Source organism: Rhizobium sp. UFLA01-1127 (genome assembly GCF_059803845.1).
In genome coordinates, this window is the sequence record NZ_JAUQTZ010000075.1 from 1 (window position 1) to 22,288 (window position 22,288).

25 protein-coding genes are annotated in these 22,288 nt (G+C 60.3%); 11 read left to right on the forward strand and 14 right to left on the reverse strand.

Annotated features, from left to right (window positions below; translation table 11 throughout):
* The 3 genes from Q4Q11_RS18860 to Q4Q11_RS18870 form a co-directional block, all read left to right on the forward strand.
* The coding region (locus Q4Q11_RS18860) for a transglycosylase domain-containing protein (RefSeq protein ID WP_498570466.1) at window positions 1-901 on the forward strand (901 nt) is incomplete at its 5' end.
* A gap of 270 nt (window positions 902-1,171) precedes the next feature.
* On the forward strand, window positions 1,172-1,759 hold the full coding sequence (locus Q4Q11_RS18865; protein WP_112512837.1) for a DUF1214 domain-containing protein: 588 nt from the start codon (window positions 1,172-1,174) through the stop codon (window positions 1,757-1,759).
* A complete protein-coding gene (locus tag Q4Q11_RS18870) occupies window positions 1,752-2,300 on the forward strand; it encodes a DUF1254 domain-containing protein (RefSeq protein ID WP_498570467.1) in 549 nt (182 codons plus the stop codon). Before Q4Q11_RS18865 ends, Q4Q11_RS18870 begins: the two co-directional genes overlap by 8 nt.
* Before the next feature lie 175 nt (window positions 2,301-2,475).
* On the opposite strand, the gene Q4Q11_RS18875 is transcribed toward Q4Q11_RS18870, so the two are convergent.
* Window positions 2,476-2,643: a hypothetical protein gene (locus Q4Q11_RS18875; protein ID WP_498570468.1), complete on the reverse strand. Its 168-nt coding sequence runs from the start codon at window positions 2,641-2,643 to the stop codon at window positions 2,476-2,478.
* 523 nt (window positions 2,644-3,166) lie between these two features.
* Here Q4Q11_RS18875 and Q4Q11_RS18880 point away from each other — a divergent pair.
* Entirely contained in the window at window positions 3,167-3,373 is a 207-nt protein-coding gene (locus tag Q4Q11_RS18880; protein ID WP_113217567.1) for a hypothetical protein, read from the forward strand.
* 370 nt (window positions 3,374-3,743) lie between these two features.
* A complete protein-coding gene (locus tag Q4Q11_RS18885) occupies window positions 3,744-4,751 on the forward strand; it encodes a DUF2336 domain-containing protein (protein ID WP_498570469.1) in 1,008 nt (335 codons plus the stop codon).
* A gap of 7 nt (window positions 4,752-4,758) precedes the next feature.
* On the opposite strand, the gene Q4Q11_RS18890 is transcribed toward Q4Q11_RS18885, so the two are convergent.
* From Q4Q11_RS18890 to Q4Q11_RS18900, 3 genes are all read right to left on the reverse strand, one after another.
* On the reverse strand, window positions 4,759-5,118 hold the full coding sequence (locus Q4Q11_RS18890) for a DUF1491 family protein (protein WP_498570487.1): 360 nt from the start codon (window positions 5,116-5,118) through the stop codon (window positions 4,759-4,761).
* A gap of 91 nt (window positions 5,119-5,209) precedes the next feature.
* Window positions 5,210-6,229 (reverse strand): peptidoglycan-binding domain-containing protein, encoded by a 1,020-nt coding sequence (locus tag Q4Q11_RS18895; protein ID WP_498570470.1) that lies wholly within the window; start codon window positions 6,227-6,229, stop codon window positions 5,210-5,212.
* Window positions 6,201-7,754: an ATP-binding protein gene (locus tag Q4Q11_RS18900; protein WP_112512823.1), complete on the reverse strand. Its 1,554-nt coding sequence runs from the start codon at window positions 7,752-7,754 to the stop codon at window positions 6,201-6,203. The genes Q4Q11_RS18895 and Q4Q11_RS18900 overlap by 29 nt, the downstream gene beginning before the upstream one ends.
* A gap of 452 nt (window positions 7,755-8,206) precedes the next feature.
* Between Q4Q11_RS18900 and Q4Q11_RS18905 the strand changes: the two genes are divergently transcribed.
* Window positions 8,207-8,674 (forward strand): DUF5330 domain-containing protein, encoded by a 468-nt coding sequence (locus tag Q4Q11_RS18905; RefSeq protein WP_113217563.1) that lies wholly within the window; start codon window positions 8,207-8,209, stop codon window positions 8,672-8,674.
* 128 nt (window positions 8,675-8,802) lie between these two features.
* Window positions 8,803-9,225: a SufE family protein gene (locus Q4Q11_RS18910; RefSeq protein ID WP_498570471.1), complete on the forward strand. Its 423-nt coding sequence runs from the start codon at window positions 8,803-8,805 to the stop codon at window positions 9,223-9,225.
* Window positions 9,226-9,402: 177 nt separating this feature from the next.
* Here Q4Q11_RS18910 and Q4Q11_RS18915 read toward each other — a convergent pair whose 3' ends face one another.
* The 8 genes from Q4Q11_RS18915 to Q4Q11_RS18950 all read right to left on the reverse strand — a co-directional run bounded on the left by Q4Q11_RS18915 (window position 9,403) and on the right by Q4Q11_RS18950 (window position 16,325).
* Window positions 9,403-9,834, reverse strand: a complete 432-nt coding sequence (locus Q4Q11_RS18915; RefSeq protein WP_112512820.1) for a Ros/MucR family transcriptional regulator — start codon at window positions 9,832-9,834, stop codon at window positions 9,403-9,405.
* 531 nt (window positions 9,835-10,365) lie between these two features.
* Window positions 10,366-10,725 (reverse strand): monovalent cation/H(+) antiporter subunit G, encoded by a 360-nt coding sequence (gene mnhG, locus Q4Q11_RS18920; RefSeq protein WP_498570488.1) that lies wholly within the window; start codon window positions 10,723-10,725, stop codon window positions 10,366-10,368.
* 5 nt (window positions 10,726-10,730) lie between these two features.
* Window positions 10,731-11,105: a cation:proton antiporter gene (locus Q4Q11_RS18925; RefSeq protein WP_498570472.1), complete on the reverse strand. Its 375-nt coding sequence runs from the start codon at window positions 11,103-11,105 to the stop codon at window positions 10,731-10,733.
* Window positions 11,102-11,575: a Na+/H+ antiporter subunit E gene (locus tag Q4Q11_RS18930; RefSeq protein ID WP_498570473.1), complete on the reverse strand. Its 474-nt coding sequence runs from the start codon at window positions 11,573-11,575 to the stop codon at window positions 11,102-11,104. The genes Q4Q11_RS18925 and Q4Q11_RS18930 overlap by 4 nt, the downstream gene beginning before the upstream one ends.
* On the reverse strand, window positions 11,572-13,131 hold the full coding sequence (locus Q4Q11_RS18935) for a Na+/H+ antiporter subunit D (RefSeq protein ID WP_498570474.1): 1,560 nt from the start codon (window positions 13,129-13,131) through the stop codon (window positions 11,572-11,574). Before Q4Q11_RS18935 ends, Q4Q11_RS18930 begins: the two co-directional genes overlap by 4 nt.
* Window positions 13,132-13,135: 4 nt before the next feature.
* Entirely contained in the window at window positions 13,136-13,513 is a 378-nt protein-coding gene (locus tag Q4Q11_RS18940; RefSeq protein WP_112512815.1) for a Na+/H+ antiporter subunit C, read from the reverse strand.
* On the reverse strand, window positions 13,513-13,932 hold the full coding sequence (locus Q4Q11_RS18945; protein WP_498570475.1) for a Na+/H+ antiporter subunit B: 420 nt from the start codon (window positions 13,930-13,932) through the stop codon (window positions 13,513-13,515). Before Q4Q11_RS18945 ends, Q4Q11_RS18940 begins: the two co-directional genes overlap by 1 nt.
* The gene (locus Q4Q11_RS18950; RefSeq protein ID WP_498570476.1) at window positions 13,929-16,325 is read right to left on the reverse strand and encodes a putative monovalent cation/H+ antiporter subunit A; all 2,397 of its coding nucleotides are present in this window, start codon (window positions 16,323-16,325) and stop codon (window positions 13,929-13,931) included. The genes Q4Q11_RS18945 and Q4Q11_RS18950 overlap by 4 nt, the downstream gene beginning before the upstream one ends.
* Window positions 16,326-16,686: 361 nt before the next feature.
* Here Q4Q11_RS18950 and Q4Q11_RS18955 point away from each other — a divergent pair, with 361 nt between their 5' ends.
* Complete coding sequence (locus tag Q4Q11_RS18955; protein WP_498570477.1) at window positions 16,687-17,202, forward strand: hypothetical protein; 516 nt, start codon at window positions 16,687-16,689, stop codon at window positions 17,200-17,202.
* Here Q4Q11_RS18955 and trhA read toward each other — a convergent pair.
* Complete coding sequence (trhA, locus tag Q4Q11_RS18960) at window positions 17,177-17,845, reverse strand: PAQR family membrane homeostasis protein TrhA (protein WP_112513350.1); 669 nt, start codon at window positions 17,843-17,845, stop codon at window positions 17,177-17,179. The two genes, Q4Q11_RS18955 and trhA, sit on opposite strands and share 26 nt — an antisense overlap.
* Window positions 17,846-18,158: 313 nt before the next feature.
* Here trhA and Q4Q11_RS18965 point away from each other — a divergent pair, with 313 nt between their 5' ends.
* Window positions 18,159-19,025 carry a VOC family protein gene (locus Q4Q11_RS18965; protein ID WP_498570478.1) on the forward strand — a complete coding sequence of 289 codons (867 nt, stop codon included), beginning with the start codon at window positions 18,159-18,161 and terminating at the stop codon, window positions 19,023-19,025.
* 103 nt (window positions 19,026-19,128) lie between these two features.
* Entirely contained in the window at window positions 19,129-20,298 is a 1,170-nt protein-coding gene (locus Q4Q11_RS18970) for an AI-2E family transporter (RefSeq protein WP_498570479.1), read from the forward strand.
* 25 nt (window positions 20,299-20,323) lie between these two features.
* On the opposite strand, the gene Q4Q11_RS18975 is transcribed toward Q4Q11_RS18970, so the two are convergent.
* Window positions 20,324-21,115: a polysaccharide deacetylase family protein gene (locus Q4Q11_RS18975; RefSeq protein ID WP_498570480.1), complete on the reverse strand. Its 792-nt coding sequence runs from the start codon at window positions 21,113-21,115 to the stop codon at window positions 20,324-20,326.
* A 260-nt stretch (window positions 21,116-21,375) separates the two neighbouring features.
* Here Q4Q11_RS18975 and Q4Q11_RS18980 point away from each other — a divergent pair, with 260 nt between their 5' ends.
* Complete coding sequence (locus tag Q4Q11_RS18980; protein ID WP_112512245.1) at window positions 21,376-22,287, forward strand: J domain-containing protein; 912 nt, start codon at window positions 21,376-21,378, stop codon at window positions 22,285-22,287.
* Window position 22,288 lies beyond the last annotated feature (1 nt).

Consider the following 22,288-nt stretch of genomic DNA (forward strand, 5'->3'; position numbering starts at 1 on the left):
GGAGAACGGCATGACGCCGACATCCACCATCGTCGATGCGCCGATCAGCTGGGGTAACTGGAGCCCGCACAATTACGAGAATCGCTATGAGGGCAAGGTGACGCTTACCCAGGCGCTCACTCAGTCTATCAACACGATCCCCGTGCGTCTGGCCAAGGAGAAATTCGGCATTCAGCCCATTCGCGAGATGGCGAAGGCCATGGGCGTGGAAACGCCGATCCGCAACGACAAAACCATTCCGATCGGCACGTCTGAAGTGACGGTTCTCGACCAGGCGACCGCCTATGCGGTCTTCCCCGCCGACGGCATGCAGTCGCGCCGTCACGGCATCGAGCAGATCACCGGTTATGACGGCAAGGTGCTTTACGATTTCAGTCGCGACGAGGCGCCTGCCAAGCGCGTCCTCAGTGAAAAAGCCACTTCCTATATGAACCAGATGCTGACGCAGGTTCCGATCATCGGCACAGGCCGCAAGGCAGCCCTCGACAACGGCATCGTCGTCGGCGGCAAGACCGGCACGACGCAGGCCTACCGCGACGCCTGGTTCATCGGTTTTACCGGCAACTACACCTGCGCCGTCTGGTTCGGCAATGACGACTACACCTCCACCAACAACATGACCGGCGGCACGCTGCCGGCCATGACCTTCAAGAAGATCATGGATTACGCCAATCAGGGCATCGTGCTGAAACCGATCCCCGGCATCGCCAACCCGTTTCCGGTGCAGAAGCCGCAGACCGTCGCCGCCAAGAAGCCCGCCGATCCCGCCGGTGGCGGCCCGCCGCCGCTGGTGCGGCCGCGCTCGCTTTCGGTGGACTCCACGAATATCCTGCGCGACATCGGTGAAAAGTTGAAGGCCGCGACACCGCTCGGCGCGCAGAAAGTGGCAACGGCAAAATAGAAATCATGCCCCGGGGAAAAAGAAGGCCGAAGGATGCGGAAGCGTCCTCCAGGCCTTTTTCCAACGAAAATATCAGCCGGCCCGCCGCGTAACATCAAGGCCGACCAAACGGCCAATGATACGAGTCCGGCGGGCGTTTCGGCCGCAAACCGCCTGGCCCGCCCGACGATCGCATCCTCCATGGCAGCAGCCCTAGCGCGCCCTGCCCTTTCCCCTATCGGCAGAATCAGGAATAAATCGACACTGATTTGTCACGAGGACGATCCCAGGGTGTTCCGAGTTCCCCTTCTTGTTGCGCTTTCGCTTGTCATCGCCTTTGGCGGCGGGATCGTGTTCACGCTTCTGGCGCTGGATGCCACATCCGGCTTCGGCGCGATCAAGCTCGGCGCATGGCAGGCCTTTCCGGAAATGCAGACGGCGGATGCTGATCCTTATGCGAAATCCCATAGAGCGCGTGCGGGACGGCTGCTTTACGGCACGGCGGAAGGGCTTGTATTCACCGCTTCCGAGGACGATGCCGGGGGGCGTTTGACGGCAAACTGCAGCTACCGCATCAGCGGCCAGACACCGCCGGCCAGGCTCTGGACCCTGTTCATCGCGGGCAATGACGGCGAACCGATCGAAGGGGCTGCGGGGCGTCCTTCCACGATCAATTCCTGGGTCGTGCTGCGCAATCCGGATTCGACCTTCAGCATTACGGTTTCACGCAGCGCGCAGGCAGGCAACTGGCTCGCCTTGCCGCAGGCCGGCAATTTCCGGCTGGTCTGGACGCTGCTGGATTCACCGGCGGCCAGCAATTCCGGCCTGATCGATCTCGGCATGCCGAAACTCGAAAAGATCGGGTGCGGCAATGTTTAGACTTGTCTTCGCGATACTGACCGGTCTGTTCGGCGCCGCGCTGTTGCATATCGTCATCATCCTGTCGCTGCCGCATTTTTCCGACCGCGACGCCTATACGCGGGTATCGGACGAGGGTGACGAGAACCATTTCTACATGCTCGACGACAAGGACGACGATGCAGGGCTTTCCAACACGGACCCCTATATGCGTACCGCCGTCTGTGCCTTCGACATCGAGGACAAACCAGTTCATCTGACCGCCAAGGGAAAGGTGCCGTTCTGGTCGCTTGCCGTCTATGACGCCGCATCCAACGAGGTATTCAGCATGAGCGACCGTACTTCGGTCGGCGGTGCGCTCGATTTGCTGCTGGCATCTCCCGTCCAGTTGACCGGCATACGCAAAGCACTACCCCCGGCGCTAGCCCAATCGATCCTGGTGGAAGTACCACGCAGCCAAGGCTACGCGGTGCTGCGTACGATGGCGCCGCAGGCTAGCTTCGACGCAGCCGCGCGCGAATTCCTTTCGGAAGCCGGGTGCGATGAATTCGACAATGGTTGAATTTCGACAATACTGGAATACACGGACGAGATTTAGAGACACCACCTGAGTTAACAGGTGCGGAGGCGGCGGGGCGGGACGATCCAGCATGCCGCGCCGATCAGAGACCGCAGTGATGCAGCGGCAACCGATTGGCGGGCGCCGGCGCGGCGTTCCTCAGATATGTTTGGTCACGCTACTTTCCCTTAGCCCGCTTCGGTCCTGTTCCGGGGCGGTGGGTGGGTGTGTCGAGATGCTCGTAGCGTACGCCGGTGAATAAAAGTATCTTCGCTTCCACCGGCTCCTTCTGGGCGCGCGGCGGCATGCGCAATCGCCAATCCGAAAGAGATATGATCTTTGCCATTCTCGTCTCCATTTACGTCTCGAGACGGATGAACTTACGACTTGATTTCACCCTGCCCGCCGCTGAAGCGGGCTAGCGTCGCCCCTCGATCCCAACCATTTCTCCTGGTAGGGACAAGGACATCCACGCCTTCTCACGGCTTTCCTCAAACACCGTGGCACGGGCGCCGATCCCGGCTTCCATGCGGCCTTCACACTCGATCACATTCTGCCAATCGCTGCTTACACCCGGAATTCATACACACCGCAGTTAACAGAATGCTAATTCTCGTCGCTCGTCATCCTTGGCATGAGACATCATGCGCTATTAACGCTCCGACGGCGGCTTTAGTTTCATCATCCACGGAAAAATTCAAAAAGCGGAGCTCGCTATAAAATTAAACAATATCATGGCCCTATGCAGAATGCCGGCATCGGAGGCGATGCGTCAATCGGCGGTCGCGTTGCAAAAAAGCGTCACGCAAATATTATTTGCCGTCGCGAAAAATTAACGTATTGTAAGGCTGCAATTCAGAGGGCGACCGATGTTGGCGGCGAGAAGTTCCGTCTTTTCTCCAGAGGATGTCACGGTCCTGCGCGATGCGTTGGACCGATGGTGCCTTGAAAAGCGGATCGACATAAAAAGTGCGGAAGCACAGTTCGCAGCCACCGCAGCTATCGGCCTTTTTCAATCCGGCTACAATACTTCGGAAAAGCTGCTCGCGGCCCTGCGCGAGCATAAGGGCCTCTGAGACATTTTCCCATTCACGTGCAAAGACCGGCCGGAGCCTGATATCCGCTTGGCAAGCGTGACCAGCATCGCCTTCGCTTTCTTTCAGCATGCACCTTTAGATTGAATTTCATTTTGGGCGCGTGTGGGCGCAAGCTTAACGGGCAATTTTTATTCGGATTTTAATAGAGTTTTCACGAACCATTAACCCTGGCGGCCTTAGTCTTTCGCGAAAGCCAGATAAGGACGACCGTGTCCAAACCCGTTTCGACAATCGCCACCGCGGATGCCCTCTTTATCGAAAGGGCTGATAGGAGCGAGGTGCTGCGGGTTCCGCGGTTGGCCATCCGGCTCCCTGCTTTTTTGTTCAGCGTATCAGTATGGGTGTTGGCGTGCGTGACCGGTTTCGAGACCTTGAAGAGCCTGCGGCTGTCCGTAAGAAGGACGTGGTTCTGATGGCGACGATCACCAGTTTCGAAGGCATGAACCATCCGTCCAAATCGGAGCTTCGCCAGTTCGCCGAGCTTTTCACCCCGGTTTTCCAAGCATCTTCGGACGAGGCGAAGCGACAAGCAGTTGCTGCCCTTTCCCAATGCGAGACGGTGCCACAGGCCGTGGCCCTGTTCATCGGCTGTCAGCCGATCGCCATCGCCGCCCCCTTCCTCACAAGCTCGCAGGCGATCGATGACGATACGCTCATCACGATCGCCCGAACACAAGGGGCCGCCCATGCACGGGCGATCGTTCGCCGATCTTCCCTCTCCCCCAAGGTCATCGACGCGCTCGTCGACCTGCACCAGGCCGAGCCGGAACGCGGCATGACGATGCCGGAGCAGCGGGCGGATACCATTCCGCCACAGGCGGAAACGACGGAAACCGAACGGCTGTCACGCGACGAGGTCTTGCGCCAGCAGATCAAGCAGGCCGCCCGCCATCTGGCCCGCGACGACAACGACCGGCTTGGCCTGCGCAGCCTCAGCGAAACGCAGGAAGCACTGCTTGTCCGCTTTGCGCGCGAGCGCAACGCGGTGCAATTTGCAACGACGCTCGCCGACGCGCTTTCCTCCAGCTATTGGCTGGCGGAACGCATCCTGCTCGACACGTCGGGGCAACAGCTCGCCGTCACGCTTGTCAGCCTCGGCATGGGCATTGCCGATGCCGTCTACTCACTTGAGCGCTTCTACCCGCATCTGGCCGAACGGCATGGGAGCGTCAGCCGGGCATGGCTGGTGCTCGACGATATCGACGCTGAAGAGAGCCAGGGCCGTATCGAGGCTTGGCGCCGCGCCGACAGCTACACCTATCTGCCACAGGAAACGTCCGCCCAGCGTCCTGCAGTACCGCTGTTCGGGCCGAAATCGGGGCCTGTCCGCGAATTGCGCGTGGCAAACCGTCGGTAGAGACGGCTCAATCCAGCGGATTGGCGCGTAAACCGGCTAAAGGGACGATATCGACGATATCGTCCGTCTCCAGCTCGACGATCCACAAATCCGGATCGAACTTCAGCTCCCGCTCGAGGGTGTCACGGATTTCCTGAGGATCCTTGCCGTCGATGCGGATTTCGAAGAGCCGCGTCCCGCTCTCTTCCTCATCAAAGAGGCTTTGCGGCGCGGGCGCATAAAGGGTCTCCGATCCGTCACGGAAGCGCTGACGAATGAAGATCGCGCCCGCCTGCTCCTCACCCTTCCGCTCGACCGCGGCAAAATCGCCACGGGCGAACAGGCGGCGGACAAGAGCGGAAACAAAGATGTCGCTGCGCAATCTCATATGCGAGCTATAACGGCGCGGGCGCGCCAAGGCAATTGAAGACGCCATGACATGTATGCCGCAATAACGCCAAGCGCTTGCAGGGCAAGCCTCAAAGTGCGCCGATATCCTGCAGCTTCTTGAGGACAGCCATGTTCGGTTCGCCGGTTTCCGGCAGGCGATAGTGTTTCTGGAAGCGGCGGATGGCCGCCTTCGTCTGCTCTCCGGCGACACCGTCGATGCTGACATTGCTGTAGGCGATATTGCTCAGGCCCTTCTGGATCTGCATGACCATATTGAGCTTGTTGACCGCGTCGCCCGGCGCAGCTTTTACGGCGACAGCGCCGGTCTTCATGTTCTTGTCGGCATTCTGGATTGCGGCCGCAACCGGATCGATCGCGTCCGCCGTTGCGGAAACATTGACGGGGCGCACGGCGGGAACGACGGCTGCCGTATTCGCTCTGCCGCTTGGCTGCGGTGCACTGGCGGCATTGCTGGCCCTCAGAGCCGCCAGAAGCTCCGGCGTCGGCACACCGGTCTGCGCAAGTCCCGACGCCTCCTGGAAGAAGAGAATGGCCGATGTCGTGCGCGATCCCGGCTTGCCATCGGCAATGCCATCGTAAAGGCCGTGACGGATCAGTTCCGCCTGCACATCGGCAACCAGCTTGGACGGAGCGGTGGACGGTTGTGCCGTCGCGGCGGCCGATGGGGATGTGGCGGGATCGGAGGCGGAATCCTGCCGTTCAATCCGGAACGTGGTGACGTTGCCGGCATCCGCCTGCGCATGCAGAAACGATTTGCGGCCTGGAATCTGGTAGGGAGCGCCGGGATCACGCGTGCGCAGAATGGGCGACGGATGCGCGCCGGTCTGATACCAGAGCGCATTGGCGGTCACGAAGCCGAAAACTCCGAAAAAGAGGGCAAAACCGCCTGCAATGGCCGGATTGCGACCGACCGCTCCGCCAATAAAAGCGGCGAGCGCACCCGCACCGCGAAGGCCAAGGCCGCCCAGCGCGGTGCTGCCGCGCAGGCTGAGGCTGCCCAGGGCAACCGCTCCGCGGGAAGCGAGACCGGGCTGCTTGCGCTTGCCCTTTCCTCTTCCTTTAGGCGATTTTCGCTTTTGCGGGGCCATTCATCGGTTCCTTGTTTCGCCCTTCATCCATCTCCACAGTATGTTTCAGACGCGGCGGAAAATCGACGGGGCTGTTGACATCCACAGGCTGCTGCATTGCTACGGCGCCCGAGCCGTCGAACGGAATGAGGATGGTGATGACGGTTCCCTCACCTGGGGCGCTTGCGATCGAGAAGTTTCCGCCATGCAGGCCGACGAGACCCTTGACCAGCGACAGGCCAAGACCGGTACCCGCGTAACGACGCGTGTAATCGTTCTGGATCTGTACGAAGGGTTGTCCGAGCGACGCCAGCTGCTCGCTCGCAATGCCGATCCCCGTGTCGCCGATCGACAGCTTCAGCATGCCGTCGGCCAGAGCCGCGTCGATGGTGATCGCGCCGCCGGCGTCGGTGAACTTGATGGCGTTGCCGACGAGGTTGATCAGGATCTGCTGGATCGCCCGCTGGTCGGCAACGATCTCGCCGAGACCGCGCTGGATCCGGCTCGTGAGCGTCAGCCCCTTTTCCTTCGCCTGCAGCCCCAGCATCGCTTCGCAGGTCGCGATGGTGTCCTCGATCGCGAAGGATTCGAGCAGCAGCTCATAGCGGCCAGCCTCGATCTTGCTCATGTCGAGCATGGTGTTGACCACCGACAAGAGATGCGCGCCCGACTGTCGGATGAGGCCGACATATTCGCGCTGGCGGTCGTTTTCCAACTTGCCGAAATATTCGCCGCTGAGAATATCCGAGAAGCCCAGGATCGCATTGAGCGGCGTGCGCAGCTCATGGCTAACGGCCGCCAGGAAACGCGACTTGGCATCATTGGCCGATTCCGCTTCGGCCGCCTTGCGCGCCGCATCCTCGCGAAGCTGCTGATCCTGCGAGATATCGCGCAGCTGGCTCACGATCGCCGTCAGGCAGCCCTCGCCATCACGGCGGGCGGTCAGTTCCATGCGGACATGGACGAATTGCTCGTGGCCGCCGGCAACCGCCGAACGCTCAAGGCGCAAATCGGCGCTGTAGGTATCCCGGCCCTGACGAAGCACGTCGATCGCCTGCAGGAAGACAATCCGGTCGGAAACATGGACCTGCTCGACGAAACCGCGGCCTGTGGGATCGCGCATCCAGCTCAGGAACTCCATACGGTCACGGCCACCCACGGTCGCCACATTGCCTTGGGGATCGAGCAGCAGGACCAGGCCGAAGGCCGCTTCCAGCATCAGGTCACGGTGTTCGACGACGAGCGCCTCCGAAGGACGGGAAGCGGGCCGCTGACGCGACAGCGCGATGCTGCCCACGGCTGAAAACAGAAAGGCGGCGCAGACCGTCGCGACACCGGCGGGCAAAGCCACGGCCGGACTGGTGACAAAGGAGAGGCCTACCGGAACAGCAAATAGTGCGACGGAAGAGAAAAGCGCGAGCCGGCGCAGGATCGCCAGTTCCTGTCCGCGGACCTCGCCATTCCCGCTCGTCCGGGAAAGCCAGCTTCGGCCCACCCGGTCCACGAGGGCTCCTGCCCGGACAGAAATGTCACTCAATACGCGCACGCCACAATCCGTCAAAACGGTCACTTATCGGCTGCACAATAGGCCCGGCGGGCTTAAGGAAAGAATAAAGAAAGAACACGCCGGCCGGCCGAAAAGGCTTCGAAATCCCGTTTTGGCGCAGAATGCGAGACCTTTGTTTTTTGTGGTTAACAGCGGGTAAGCAACGGATTTTATTCGTATTTCCGCCGCGCGTTAACTTTTGCCACGAGGCTTGCAGCCGCAAAGCCCTGCATATCAACAGCATCGCGCGAGACATGCTTAACATCAATCGCTACAATTCGAACCAAATGCTGATCAAAGTCGGAAAGCTAAAATTTGAATCAAATTCGCAGAAAATGCTGCCGAGTTTTGAAAAGCGCTGTTGTCCTCTGCCGGATAGGGTCCGAACCGGATCGGGCGGGCAAGTCCGAATCGGCGATCGAGCCGAATGACAGGATAGGATGGGCTAGGCAATGTGGTTTCTGATTAGAGCAGGGTTCTGGTTTTCGCTGGTCCTCATGTTCCTGCCGATCTTTGCAAAGCCCGAGGGCGGGCCTCGGCCGGGCGGCGAGCCGGCGGTGCAGGTTTCCGATGCAATTTCAGCCGCCTCTGGTGTCGTCCAATATGTCGGCGCCATGTGCACCGAGAAGCCGGATGTCTGCCTCAAGGGCGGCGAAACGCTGACGGCGCTCGGCTATCAGGTCGGCGACGGCGCCCGCGTTGCCTACGACATGCTCGGCCGCCACTTTAAGGATCAATCTTCGAATGCCCGGGCCGATGCCGCACCGGCTATGCGTGCAAGCACCGATCAGGTGGCCGCCATGACCCAGCCGCTGCCAGCCAAACGCACGATCAGCCCTGAAACGGCCGACGTGGTCGTTACCGGCACCGTCAAGCTGCCGTCCTCTATTCCGCTGCCGACGCCCCGCCCCCGCATCTGACGGTTTTCCATCGACCCGACTTCGACGCCGCAGGCCTCTCACGGTCGTCGGCGTTCTTTGCCGTCGCGGGTTCAAATCGCGGCCCGTTTCGCCTATATGCAAGACAATGGACAATCTGGACTGCCGCAATGACACCGCTTGACAAGATTATCGAGGACTTCTCCTTCCTGGACGAATGGGAGGACCGCTATCGCTACGTGATCGAACTCGGAAAGGCGCTGCCGGATCTACCCGAGGAGAAGCGGACGCTGGAAAACAAGGTGCAGGGCTGCGCAAGCCAGGTCTGGCTCGTCACGCATGCATCTGGCGATCCGGATAATCCGATATTGACCTTTGAAGGCGATTCAGACGCGCATATCGTGCGCGGACTGGTGGCGATCGTCATGGCAACCTATTCCGGAAAACCAGCTTCGGAAATTGCCGCCCTCGATGCGCTCGACGTCTTCGGAAAAATCGGCCTGGTCGAGCATCTCTCCTCGCAGCGCGCCAACGGATTGCGCTCGATGATCAAGCGCATTCGCGAGGAAGCCCGGATCAGAGCCGCGGCCTGAAGCTCCGCATTTGACAGCAGATACAGACAAAACCCGGCTTTCAAGCCGGGTTTTCTTCGGAGCCTTCCGCTTTTCTTCGAATCGCGAAAACGCTCCATCCCTTCGTTTTTACGCAATTCCGGAAGGAAAAGCGCTGGGCACTTTTCCTGGAATTGCTCTAGCTCAGCGACGGAACTCTCAGCGGCCGCCGCGCTTGCGGCGCTGGCCGAGGCCCATTTCCTTTGCCAGGCGCGAACGGGCTTCGGCATAGGCCGGTGCCACCATCGGGTAGTCGGCGGCCAGATCCCACTTCTCGCGATATTCTTCCGGCGAGAGACCGTGATGGGTCATGAGATGACGCTTCAGCGACTTGAAGCTGCCGCCACATTCAAGGCAGGTGATCTGATCATCCTGCACGGATTTACGGACGGATACGGCCGGCTTCTGCTTCTCGACCACGGTTACGGCGGGTGCCGGAGCCGAGGTGCTGCTCAAGGCGGAATGTACGTCGGAAATCAAATTCGGAAGGTCGCTGACCGGTACGACATGGTTGCTGACATAAGCCGCTACGATATCGGCAGTCAGTTCAACCAGTAACTCCTGCCCGTTGCCAAGGGCCGCATCTGTCATTGTGTTCTCCTGTTCATCGGCTTGCCCGCTGTGCCCGCGCCTCTTGGGAGTGCGCAGGGTACAACTTTGCTATATGAGTTGCGCTTGGCCGTGGAAATCTGTTGATTTCACAATCTCCCCGCGCCGAGCAATCCGCGCGAACGCATTGCTCGTATTCGTAGCAGCCACCAGCAAGAAAACGGTGCATAACGCTAAATTTCTTACCGCATGAAATCCACCCCTAGATGTCATACGAGGGAAAACCGCCCCTTGCTGTCTGATGTCAGAATTGGCGATCACGATAGCAATCTCCAATCGCTTACCGGAAGAAAGTTTTGCTCAGCTTTTAATCAAGGAAAGATAAAAGCATCGAGAGCTTAAAACCGGTCGAGACTAACTCAACATCAGAACTCTACTTGAATCTGAATTAGCACTCTTTGTCCAAATGTCCAGTTTTTAATCCCAACATTTCTTCGCAAAAAATTCATCTATTAAAAAACGGATAACTAATAACGCGAACAGCTATTCCTTCGTTAACAATCTCCGCGTTTGTTAGCCTCTCTTTTTATACCCTCGTTTTGCAATTTGCTCCCGTAACAGCAGCTCGTCTCGCACTGAAGGCGGCGTCAGCCGATGCCCTGCTTTGTGTGCCGCGCGCGCGAGAAGATGCGCGGCAATTGGCGCCGTCAGCACGAAAAAAACGAATCCGGCCAATGCCCGCGCCAGAATCGACATATCCTGCGAATGGATGCCGACCGCAAGCAGCAAAAGGCCGGAGCCGACCGTGCCGGCCTTCGACGCAGCATGCATGCGGCTATAGAGATCGGGGAGGCGCACGATGCCGATTGCCGCGATAAGCGAGAACAACGCACCCGAAAGTAGAAGCGCCGTTACTATGACGGCCCAAAGCATATCCACTATCGGGCTCCCTTCTTTCGCCTGTGCTTGCGCGTCTTTCTGCTCTCGGCAGCGATGCCGTCATTCTGTTCGGCGCCGATCCGTTCCATCGTGTTCGATTGCGCCTGCGTCATGATGAAGCGCGCGAAGGCGACAGTGGCAAGAAAACCGACAAGACCGAGCGAAATGGCTATATCGATATATAGGGTGAAACCGGTCTTGATGGCGATGACAGCAATGAAGCCGATGACGATTGCGGCCAGCATGTCGAGCGCAAGAACCCTGTCCGGCAGTGTCGGCCCGGCTACGACACGATAGACGGTCAACAGGAACGCCATGCTCAGAATGCCGAGCGCCACCATGACAGCGGCCGAAACAACGGATGCGGCGATCATCGGAAAGCCTCCATGATGCGGCGCTCGAAACCGTCCGCAATGCTGCGCCGGATGGCCTCCGGATCGGAGCAATCGAGCGCGTGCACGTAGAGCGCCTTGCGATCGTCGGAAACATCGACGGACAGGGTGCCGGGCGTCAGCGTGATCAGATTGGCAAGCAGAGTGATTTCAAAATCACGGTCGACCGTCAGCGGAAATGCGAAAATCCCGGGTTTCACATCCATCGTAGGGCTCATGACGGCCACCGCGACTGCCCAGGCCGACTTGGCAAGCTCGCAGGCAAACAAGAGCAGCAGCGCCAGAATCCGCCTGATACGGACGAGATAGAGCACGCCGCCATAGGACGAGCGAACGATCGCCAGCGCAATCGCTGCCAGCACGAAGCCGAACACCAGGTTGACGAAGGAGGTGCTGCCGGTGATGGCGACCCAGACGATGGCGAGCAGCAGATTGAGGACAAAGAGGATCATTGGACGCCTCCCGCCGCAGGGAAGACGGACTGCAGATAGGCCGATGGCTGCTCAAGGCCGGCGGCGGCGGCTTGCGTCAGGTGCAGGAGCCATTCCGGAAACAGGCCGAAGCCCACGACAAGCATAGCAAGGCCAAGAAGCGGCAAGGCGGTCTGCCATCCGATCGGCTCGGCCGCCATCGCGTCGGCGGCGGCAGGACGCCAGTAGGCAAGCAGGAACACCCGTCCAAAGACGATCGTCGTCAGAAAACCGGTCGCCAGGATCGTTGCGGCCAGCCACCATGCACCCGTTGCCAGCGCCGCCTTGACAAGCAGCACCTTGGGCCAGAAGCCCGAAAAGGGCGGCAGGCCGCTGATGGCGAAGAACAGCACCAGGGAGAGGCCGGCAAACCAGCCGCTGCGGCGATAGAGCCCGCCAAGGACGGTGAGCGAAAAACCGCCGCCGAGCCGGGCCGCCTGCCCCGCGACCAGATAAAGCGCGGTCATCAGCACCATCGAATGCAGCGCATAAAAGATCGCCCCGCCGAGGCCCTCGGCATTGCCGACGGCCACGCCCGCCAGCATCGTGCCGATGCCTGAAATGACGATATAGCCGAGCATACGGCGGATATCGTTTGTGCCCAGCGCGCCCGCCACACCGACAAGCATCGTTGCCATTGCGATGACGGTAACGAGCGGACCGAGCCCTGCCCGCTCGACCGGCAAAAGCATGACCAGAACCCTGATGAGCGCATAGACCCCGACCTTGGTCAGCAGGCCGGCAAACAACGCCGAAACGGTGATGCGAGGCGTGTGATAGGAGGCCGGGAGCCAGAAATTGACCGGGAAGGCGGCAGCCTTCATGCCGAAGGCCAGCAGGAAGAGGCCGGTCAGTGTCATCAGCGGCGCACTATCGCCCGCCCTCGCCTTCATGGCGATATCGGCCATGTTGAGCGTTCCGAATACGGCGTAGAGATAGCCGACGGAGACGAGAAAGAGCGTTGTGGCAATGAGGTTCAGCACGGCATATTTCAACGCGCCGTCGATCTGCTCCGGTTCCGAACCCAGGATCAGCAGCCCGAAGGAGGAGATCAGCAATACCTCGAACCAGACATAGAGGTTGAAAACATCGCCCGTCAGGAAGGCGCCGCTGACACCGGCCAACAGCAGCATCAGAAAGGGAAAGAAGCCGTATCGACGGCTGCTCACGGTGACTTCGCCGAGCGAATGGACACTCGCAGCAAGTGCTGCGATCGCCGCCGTCAAAGCCATGAGTGCTCCGAAAATATCGACACTGAAGGCAATGCCGAAAGGCGGGAGCCACCGCCCCATGACCATCGTCACGGCTCCGTCGCTGACGACCCTGTAGAGCAAGGCGGCATCGATCACCACCAGCAGGACCAGGCCGGGAATGGCGATCGCTGCATGCCATTGCGTGCGGTTGCGCAGCATCAGAAGAAGAGCGCCGAGCCCGATGCACAAGGCGACCGGCAATATGACCAGCCAATGCGCCATCGGTATCGGCGCGGCAACCAGCGCGTCGGAGAGGTCGAATGCGGTATCCGTGGGTCCAGCCATGACGTCAGTACCCCAAGGGCGGCAGCGGCCGCTCGTCCGGTTCGGCGAGTTTCATCTCGCCCGTATTGTCGGTCTTGAGGTCCTGGTAGGCCCGATAGGTCAGAACAAGCAGAAAGGCGAAGAACGAAAAGGAGATCACGATCGCCGTCAGGATCAATGCCTGCGGCAACGGATTGGCGGCGGCATTGTCGAGTCCGCTCGCCCCCTGCTGTATGATGGGCGGCACTTCGGGCGTGACGCGACCGGCGGTGAACAGCAGCAGGTTGACGGCATTGCCGAGGATCGCGACGCCGAGCATGATGCGGATCGAATATCGCGACAGCATCAGATAGATGGCGGCCGAGAAGAAGAGGCCGACGACGATGGCAAAAACTGCCTCCATCACTCCACCTCCCGTTCTTCGAGCGCAAGCGCAATCGAAGTGATGGCACCGACGACGACGAGATAGACACCGATATCGAAGAGCATGACCGTGGAGAGCGGCACTTCGATGCCGAACAGATGCGGGTAGATCCATAGCCCGGTCATGAACGGCACGCCCGAAAAGACGGACGCGGCACCCGCGATGGTCGCCGCGAACAGGCCGAATCCGGCAATCGCCAGCGGATGAAAGACGATGGCACGCCGGACCGCCGTCACACCGCAGGCAATGCCATAGATCGCAAGTGCCGAGGCTGCGATCAGGCCGCCTATAAAGCCGCCGCCGGGCTCGTTATGGCCACGCAGCAGCACGAAGACGGAGAAGAGCAGCATCAGGGCCGTCAGAAACGGCGCGGCGGTGCGGAAGATCAGCGTATTCATGAGCGCTTTGCCTCCATTCTGTCGCCAATATCCGGCTTTTCCTCAAGATCGGGGTCGTTGGCCGCAAGCTTGCGCTCGCCGCCGGCGCGAATACGGATCAACGCCAGGATCGCGAGACCGGTCATGGCGACGACGGCGATCTCGCCGAGCGTGTCCGTGCCGCGGAAGTCGACGATGACGACGTTGACCACATTGTCGCCATGCGCGATCAGCTTCGAATATCGATTGAAAAAGGCCGTCAGCGTCAGGTCGAAAGGCGCCTGGGTCACCTTTATCAGGAGGAGCGCAAAGCCGATGCCGCAGGCGATCGCCAGCACGGCATGGGCGATTCTGGCGAGCGGCGGACGCCTGTCGGATGGCGAAAGGCGTAGGCGCGTCATGACAAGCGCCAGGATCACGACCGAAAGCGTCTCCACCATGAACTGCGTAAACGATAGATCCGGCGCGCCGAACAGCAGGAAGATGACGGCAACGGCAAAACCCTGGATGCCGAGAGAGACGATCGCCGTCAGCCGGTCTCGGGCGAAGACGACGGCGGCAACGCCGATGATGGCGATCAGGAAGATGGCCGCCTCATGCCATTGCAGGTTCGGCCAGACCGGCACGGCAGGCAGTTCACCGTGAACCACAGGGGGGATCAGCAGCATCACCGCCAAACAGAGGAAGGTGACGGTAACGTAGATTTCCAGCCGTCCGGGCTGCAGAAGACGCGACAGACCATGCGACAGCCGCACCAGCCCGGAAATGAACCCGTCGAAGCCCCGATCCGGCCCCGGGCCGAGGGCGCGCAGGACGACGGACATCAGGAAGCGGGCACGAGCAAGCTGCCAGTAGACGACGATGCCGATCAGCACGGTGACCAGCGAAAGCGTAAGGGGTACGCCGATGTGCGGGACCAGCGAGACCGATATCTTCAATCCTTTACCGCCGACGGCACTTGCCATCGGCGAGGATACATAATCATGCCACAGGCCCGAAAAGAGAGCGGCCAGAAGGCCCACAAGAGCGAGAGTAACCGGCCCGAGCCATAGCAGCGGCGGCGCCTCATGCGGGTGGCGCGGCGTCTCGACAAGTGACCCCATGAAGGGCTTCAGCGCCACGGCAAAGGCAATGGCGAACATCAGCGCATTGCCGGCAACGGCGACGATCGTCATGACGATCGCGGCCGGCGATGCCTGCGCCAGCGCGGCGTAAATCTCTTCCTTGGCAAGGAACCCAAAAGCGGGCGGAAGGCCGCCCATCGACACGGCAGCGAGCAGTGCCGCGGCAAAGGTCAGCGGCATGGCGGAGCGCAGTCCGCCCAAGCGGGTGATGTCCCGCGTTCCCGTCTCATGGTCGACGATGCCGGCGACCATGAACAGGGCGCCTTTGAACAGCGAATGCGCCGCCAGATAGAGAACGGCGGCTTCGACGGCATAGTCGGTGCCGAAACCTGTCAGCATCACCATCAGGCCAAGCGAGGAAATCGTCGTATAGGCAAGCTTCAGCTTCAGATCGGTCTGGCGGATCGCAAGCAGGGTGCCGACAAGCAAGGTCGCCGCACCGAAGACCGGCAGGACCGTCTGCCAGGCCATGGTTCCGCCCATGACCGGATTGAGCCGCATTAAAAGATAGACGCCGGCCTTCACCATGGTCGCGGAGTGCAGATAGGCCGAGACGGGCGTCGGCGCTTCCATGGCATTCGGCAGCCAGAAGTGAAAGGGAAATTGCGCCGATTTCGTGAAGGCGCCGCCGAGCACAAGAACGAGGGCCGCAAGATAGAGCGGGCTTAGGCGCAGGGCATCGCCGGATTTCAGGAGATCGGACATCGAGCCGATCCCAGTCACCTGCCAGATCAGCAGCAGCCCTGCCAGCAGCAGCAGACCGCCGCCGCCGGTCACGACAAGCGCCTGCAGCGCCGCCCGGCGCGACGCCTCCCGATGATGGTCGAAGCCGATCAGCAGGAAGGAGGTGATGGAGGTCAGTTCCCAAAAGACCAAGAGCGTCAGGAAGCTGTCCGAGACGACGAGGCCGAGCATCGAGCCCATGAAAAGGAAGATGAAGGAGAAGAAGCGTCCGAGATCGACATGGTCCTTCAGATAGCCGCCGGTATAAAGAACGATCAGCGTGCCGATGCCGGTAACAAGCAAAGCGAAGGTCAACGACAGGCCATCGATCAGCCAGGAAAATCTGAGATCGAGGCTTGGCGCCCAATCGAAGCCGCCGAGTTCGACGCGGCCGGACGAGACGACCGGCAGGAAGCCGGAAAAATGCAGAAAGGCAAGGGCGGGAACCACGGCCAGAGGCCAAGCCGCATGATGACCCAACCGCCGAACGGCAACCGGCGCGATCACTGCGCCAAGGAAGGGCAGGCATAGAGCCAGGAATGTCAGGCCCGCAGTGGCGGCGGCCATGCTCCCCCCCTTGGCGAACGTTCACGTGGGATCCGGCAAGGCCGGCGTTGACTTGAAGGGATAGGCGAAAGAGTTCATCGCCTCAAGTCCTGACGGGGGAAAACCGGATGTAAACCACTGAAATCGGCTCTTCATGCCGACGACCGCAAAAGTTGCAGGGAATCTCGGGCTGTCCGGGCTTCGCAATTTCCGCCTGGACGCCGCACCGCCGCAGATTACGCTGCCAATCCTGCATGGCTCGCAATGAAGCTGTAACGAATTAGCGCTAATATACGCAAGTTTCTTGAATCGCTCTGGAGTTTGCGCTGAAAAAATGCGCTAATCTTGATCGATTTTCAGACCTTGCCTCCCGGAAACCGCAATGCTCGCCCGCCTGATCGCTCTCCTGCTCCTTTCACCAGCCTCGGCCTTTGCCGCGGACTGGTGGTCCTATGACAATGCAGGTTTGGGCTATGCGATCGAGCTGCCGTCGGAATTCCATCTCGCGACCCCTTCCAACGATGCCGATCGGCTGTCGCTGTCGCCGGCGGACCGCTCCGCCTCACTGCAAGTCTTCGGCACAATGGTCGCCAATGGGGACTTTACGTCGGAAGCAAATGGGCGCGTGGCCCTTGCAAGGGACGAGGGCTGGAAGATTTCCTACTCCAAATCGAATTCACGCGGCATCAGCTTCTCCGGCACGAAGCAGGGGCGTATCGTCTATGTGCGTGGCGTCGCGCTCTGCAACGGAGCAGCCGCCTTCTTCCAGATGGACTATTCGAAGGCGGACATGCATCGCTACGACGCCGTCGTCATGCGTCTGGTGCGCAGCCTGCGCTCGACCAGGAAATGCACGCCGACGGCAGAGATCGTCAAAAGTTTTCCGGCGACAGGCTGAAGCAGGTCAGTACTGCCGAATAGTGGACGGCGGCGGCGGCAACGACGAAACCGTGCCAGATGGCATTCTGGAAACGCAGCTTTTCCCAGACATGGAAGATCACGCCGAGCGAATAGATCACGCCGCCGATGACGATGAGCAGCATCGAGGCAAACGGGATATGCATGGAGACCGGCTTGGCAACGAGGATGCCGCTCCAGCCCATTGCAAGATAAAGCAGGATCGCCAGCCGATCGAAGCGTCCCGGAAAAAGAACTTTCAGGACGATACCGAACGCCGCAAAGACCCAGACGGCGATCAGTACGCCAAGGAGCAGCGGATCTTGGGACCCGCGCTCCAGAAAAGGCGTATAGGTGGCGGCGATCAGGACATAGATGAAAGAGTGATCAAAGCGGCGAAGAAACCATTTCGTCCGGGATACGGGCCACAGATTGTAGGTGAAGGACATTCCAAGCGTCAGCACCAGACCGACGCCATAGATCCAGGCGGCAGCGATTTCGCCGTAGGAACTCCAGACCGTAGCATAGAAGATCAATACGGTGGCGCCGATCAGAGCGAAGACGACGCCGATGCCATTGACGATGCCGTCCGCAATGATCTCATATCGATCGTAAGCCCAGCGAATGCCTCGGTACTCGGTCATTTCATCCGCTTCCGTTTCAATCCGGGACCGATCCTTGCATTAGAAAGAGAAGGAGACAACTGCGCCAAACGAGCACAGCGATCAATCTTCGTAAATGGCCGCGTGCGCAGCCCGTCAACGAAAAGAGAACGCTCAATCCGCAATTTATGGTCTTCTGTGAACAATCGAAATCCGCCATATCATTTGCAAGTACGGCGGGCCGCGAGGATAACAAAGAGGCATATCAACCGGCGAAACCTCTCTCCCGCCATTGGCGGCCATAGCCGCCGACGCCGGTTGCCTTTTCAAGACCATCGAGGTTGAAACTGATCCCATGACCGAAACCGTCCCCTCCTACGCCCTGACTCGACCCGCCTATGTCGGTGGATCCCATCTCGTCGTTACCGACCTGCCGCTCGTGTCGCGCTTTTATCAGGACATGCTCGGCCTGAAGGTGATCGAGAAGACCGCGAGCGGCGAAGTTCTGGGTGTCGCCGGCCATCCCCTTCTGACGCTGACGACGGATCGGGCCGCAACGCGTGCGCCGAAGACGGCGGCCGGTCTTTTCCATACCGCCTTTCTGATGCCGAGCCGCATCGAACTTGCACGCTGGCTTCGCCACGCGGCCCACAACAACGTCGTGCTGGAAGGCGCCTCCGATCACATCGTCAGCGAAGCCATATATCTATCCGACCCGGAGGGTAACGGTATCGAGATCTATGCCGACCGGCCGCATGAGGAATGGACCTTCCACAGCGACGGCACAGTCGAAATGGCCACGCTCCGGCTCGATCTGCAGAAACTTTACGAAACTGCCCCGCAGGATCGCTGGGACGGCATGGCTGAAGGGTCGGCCATCGGCCATATCCACCTGCAGGTCGGCGATGTCGCCGAAGCGAACGCCTTCTATCGCGACGTGCTCGGCATGAAGGTCATGGCGGCGCGCTATCCCGGCGCCACTTTCCTTGCGACCGGCGGCTATCACCATCATCTCGGAGCCAATACCTGGAACAGCCGCGGCGCCGGGATGCGCACCGAGCATATGACCGGCCTTTCCGACTATACGCTGCGTTTCAACGACAAGGCGGCCCTGGACAAGGCCGTTGCCGCCCTGGAACAGCACGAAGTCAAGACGGAAAAGCGCGACGGCGGCGTATCGCTGCGCGACCCTTGGGGCATCGGGCTCAACCTGGTCGCCTGACGCCGGCATCGAATATCCTCCCCAAAATGGCCCGTTGCGGAACCGCGACGGGTCTTTCGCGTTGAAGTGGTGAGGCGATCCTGCCTTGGGGAACTTTCCGGGGATGGAATTCGACAAAATCGCCGCCACCCGATCGAATGCAGCAACCGCATCGCCGGACGCCGGCCCGGGCATCAATCACGATACGTCCAGCGCACATGAAGATGCTGACATTTTCGATGTCGCCGACGAGCACCAACGAGATAAGCTCGATGTCGCGGCCTCCTGGGCCACGATCGGCATTTTTCTCATGCTGGCCTTGGCCGCCGTCTACACGATGTCGCTGATCCTCATTCCGGTGACGCTCGCCGTCGTTGTCGGCATGATCCTTGGGCTTGCGGCGGAGAAGCTCAGCAAGCTCGGCGTGCCCCGCGTCCTGAATGCCGTCATTCTTTCATCCGCCGTCGCGCTGGTGATCTTCCTCATCATCAACGCGCTTGCCGGCCCCGTCGCCAAGCTCGCCCAGCAAGCCCCTGATTTCTTCCAGCGCACCTCCGATCGGTTAATGCCCTATCTCGACCGGTTCAAATGGCTGCATATTTCGTCCGAAACATTTCAGGGCAGCCCGATCTCGATCAGCACCGTGCTCGAAAACAGCGGCAATGTGCTGCATGTCGTGTCCACAAGCCTCACGCCCGCTATCGTCCAAATCTTGATTTTCTTTGCTGCCTTGCTCCTGTTTCTCGCCGGCAGGGTGAGCTTGCGCAAGACGATCATCATGACCTTTTCCACGAGAGCATCTCGCTTGGCTGCGATCCGCATCATCAACGCCGTGGAGCGGGTGCTGGGCTTTTACTTCGCGACCGCCTCGTTGATCTATGTCGGAATAGGCGTGGCAATGACTGTAATCGCCTATGTCGGCGGCATGAGCCTGCCGATTCTCTGGGGCGTTTTCGCCTTCGTATCCAGCTTCATTCCGTTTCTTGGCGTCACGACCATGACGCTCTCGCTTGCAATCGCGGGCATCGTCACACATTCGGACATCATTTTCGGTCTGGCGCCGGCCATAGCCTTCTTCGGGGTGCATATGGCCGTGGAAAACCTCGTCTTTCCCGCAATCATGGGGCGCCAGTTGGAACTCAATCCCTTTATCGTCTTTCTGGCCATCATCTTCTGGACATGGATGTGGGGCGCCGTCGGCGCCATGCTCGCTCTGCCGCTGTCGCTGATCGTCATGACGGTCATCGACGAGCTTTTCATCGAGGAAAAAGCGCAGCCGCAATTGCCGGGCTAGAGGAATGCTCGGGCCGATCCGACAATCAGTTCGTCGTGCCGCCATCACCGTTTTCGGGTATATCCTGCAGGCGAACGAACTGCACACCCTTTGCCTTCATGGCAAGAATGCCGGCCGCAACCCCCTCGCCCGCGGCATGGGTCGGCTGGTTGATGTGGGAAATGATGACATCGCCGTCCTTGGCGGAGGCATATTGCTTTTCCACCGTCCTGGCCGGCAGCAGCGAGCCGCTGTCGCCATTTACCGAATAGCCGGCGATCCGGTAGCCCATGCCGCGGATCTGGGCGATGGCCGAGGGGCTGTACCTTGCAGTCGCGCCGCGGAACCAGCGCGGCTGCGGAATGCCGGCTGCGATCATCGCATCGGCGCCACCCTGAACTTCCTGAGCCACGGCCTGTGGCGAACCGGCAGCGGCAATGCCGTAGACCTTGGTCGGGACGTCGACTGCGGGGATATGGTTCTGCCCATGGTTCTCCAACTCGAAAAGATCGGGATGGGCAAGGAAAACCTTCAATGCATCCGGATTGGTGCGCAGCCAGCGCGCGGTGACGAAGATCGTCGCCGGAATGCGCTGATCGACAAGCGTGCTCAGGATACGCGGATCGGTCTTGCCCATGCAGGCATCGAAGGTAAGCGCGATACGGGGCGCTCCCTTGCGCGCGCGATCGACGTGCAGACGCGGCTCGAGGAGCTTGACGGCCGATGCCGGCGCTTTCGGCGGCAGTTGCGGCCAACCTGCGGGCGGCTGCTCCGGCTGGGCGGCAAAGGCTGCGCTTGCGGCAAGCAGGATCATGGATGTCAGCAACAGGCGTTTCATCGGGCGGCCACCGGATCGATCGAGCAAATGAAATCTGGCGGTAGGAGACGTTGCCATCCGAACCGCAATGCCCGCCATCATCCGGCAACACGCCGGAAATATGGCGGACCAGCGGCAGCATGCCATTTCGCATCACAAATGCATCAGGCATTTAAGCTGCAAAGTGCAGGCTTCAACCCGGTCGTGTCTGTGCTACGATTGATATGAGATTGGCATGACCCTATCTGCGTATTTTTCCGTGCTCCCGAAGAGAGACATGTATGAGTCGCGATCCCTATGAAGTTTTGGGTGTGAAGCGAGACGCCCCGCAAAAGGACATTCAAGGCGCCTATCGCAAGCTTGCCAAGAAGCTGCATCCCGACCTCAATCCTGGCGACAAGCAGGCGGAGGACAAATTCAAGGAGGTCTCGGCAGCCTACGGCATTCTCGGCGACGAGGAGAAGCGTGCGCGGTTCGACCGCGGCGAAATCGACAACAGCGGTGCGGAACAAGCGCCGCGCAACTACTACCGCGATTACGCGGCACGGGAAGGCCAGCGCGGCCCCTATCAGAACACCGGAGGCTTTGCCGACTTCGGCGATGCCGACGACATATTTTCCAGCTTCTTCTCGCGCCGCAGCCGAGGCCAATCGCAAATGCAGGGTCAAGACCGTCACTATACGATGGAGGTCGATTTTCTCGACGCCATCAACGGCGCAAAGAAGCAGATCAGCTTGCCGGACGGGCCGGCGCTGGACGTTCAAATCCCGCCTGGTACGCGCGACGGGCAGACGCTTCGTCTGAAGGGCAAGGGTGATCCGGGCTTCAACGGCGGCAAGCCCGGAGACGCGCTGATTGCGGTGCATGTCCGCCCGCACCGTTTCTATACCCGCGACGGCGACGACATCCGGATGGAATTGCCGATTTCGCTGAGCGAGGCAGTGCTCGGCGGCAAGATTCGCGTTCCGACACCGTCTGGTGCCGTAACCGTGACGCTGCCGCCGAACTCGAATACGGGCAAGGTGCTGCGTTTGAAGGGCAAGGGCGCCCCGGTGCGCGGCGGGGACACCGGCGATGCCTATGTCTCGCTGAAGATCGTCCTTCCAGATGCCCCGGACGCCGAGCTGACACGCTTCGTTTCCGAATGGGAGGCAGGCAAGGCGCAAGATCCCAGAACGACCATGGGAGGATAAG

What these genes read in the sequence shown, in the direction of transcription:
- Q4Q11_RS18870 (WP_498570467.1), top strand. Translation starts at nt 1,752, where the DNA reads ATGTTTAGACTTGTCTTCGCGATACTGACCGGTCTGTTCGGCGCCGCG.
- Q4Q11_RS18875 (WP_498570468.1), bottom strand. Translation starts at nt 2,643, where the DNA reads ATGGCAAAGATCATATCTCTTTCGGATTGGCGATTGCGCATGCCGCCG.
- Q4Q11_RS18880 (WP_113217567.1), top strand. Translation starts at nt 3,167, where the DNA reads ATGTTGGCGGCGAGAAGTTCCGTCTTTTCTCCAGAGGATGTCACGGTC.
- Q4Q11_RS18890 (WP_498570487.1), bottom strand. Translation starts at nt 5,118, where the DNA reads ATGAGATTGCGCAGCGACATCTTTGTTTCCGCTCTTGTCCGCCGCCTG.
- Q4Q11_RS18895 (WP_498570470.1), bottom strand. Translation starts at nt 6,229, where the DNA reads ATGGCCCCGCAAAAGCGAAAATCGCCTAAAGGAAGAGGAAAGGGCAAG.
- Q4Q11_RS18905 (WP_113217563.1), top strand. Translation starts at nt 8,207, where the DNA reads ATGTGGTTTCTGATTAGAGCAGGGTTCTGGTTTTCGCTGGTCCTCATG.
- Q4Q11_RS18910 (WP_498570471.1), top strand. Translation starts at nt 8,803, where the DNA reads ATGACACCGCTTGACAAGATTATCGAGGACTTCTCCTTCCTGGACGAA.
- Q4Q11_RS18915 (WP_112512820.1), bottom strand. Translation starts at nt 9,834, where the DNA reads ATGACAGATGCGGCCCTTGGCAACGGGCAGGAGTTACTGGTTGAACTG.
- mnhG (WP_498570488.1), bottom strand. Translation starts at nt 10,725, where the DNA reads ATGCTTTGGGCCGTCATAGTAACGGCGCTTCTACTTTCGGGTGCGTTG.
- Q4Q11_RS18925 (WP_498570472.1), bottom strand. Translation starts at nt 11,105, where the DNA reads ATGATCGCCGCATCCGTTGTTTCGGCCGCTGTCATGGTGGCGCTCGGC.
- Q4Q11_RS18930 (WP_498570473.1), bottom strand. Translation starts at nt 11,575, where the DNA reads ATGATCCTCTTTGTCCTCAATCTGCTGCTCGCCATCGTCTGGGTCGCC.
- Q4Q11_RS18935 (WP_498570474.1), bottom strand. Translation starts at nt 13,131, where the DNA reads ATGGCTGGACCCACGGATACCGCATTCGACCTCTCCGACGCGCTGGTT.
- Q4Q11_RS18940 (WP_112512815.1), bottom strand. Translation starts at nt 13,513, where the DNA reads ATGGAGGCAGTTTTTGCCATCGTCGTCGGCCTCTTCTTCTCGGCCGCC.
- Q4Q11_RS18945 (WP_498570475.1), bottom strand. Translation starts at nt 13,932, where the DNA reads ATGAATACGCTGATCTTCCGCACCGCCGCGCCGTTTCTGACGGCCCTG.
- Q4Q11_RS18950 (WP_498570476.1), bottom strand. Translation starts at nt 16,325, where the DNA reads ATGGCCGCCGCCACTGCGGGCCTGACATTCCTGGCTCTATGCCTGCCC.
- Q4Q11_RS18955 (WP_498570477.1), top strand. Translation starts at nt 16,687, where the DNA reads ATGCTCGCCCGCCTGATCGCTCTCCTGCTCCTTTCACCAGCCTCGGCC.
- trhA (WP_112513350.1), bottom strand. Translation starts at nt 17,845, where the DNA reads ATGACCGAGTACCGAGGCATTCGCTGGGCTTACGATCGATATGAGATC.
- Q4Q11_RS18965 (WP_498570478.1), top strand. Translation starts at nt 18,159, where the DNA reads ATGACCGAAACCGTCCCCTCCTACGCCCTGACTCGACCCGCCTATGTC.
- Q4Q11_RS18970 (WP_498570479.1), top strand. Translation starts at nt 19,129, where the DNA reads ATGGAATTCGACAAAATCGCCGCCACCCGATCGAATGCAGCAACCGCA.
- Q4Q11_RS18975 (WP_498570480.1), bottom strand. Translation starts at nt 21,115, where the DNA reads ATGAAACGCCTGTTGCTGACATCCATGATCCTGCTTGCCGCAAGCGCA.
- Q4Q11_RS18980 (WP_112512245.1), top strand. Translation starts at nt 21,376, where the DNA reads ATGAGTCGCGATCCCTATGAAGTTTTGGGTGTGAAGCGAGACGCCCCG.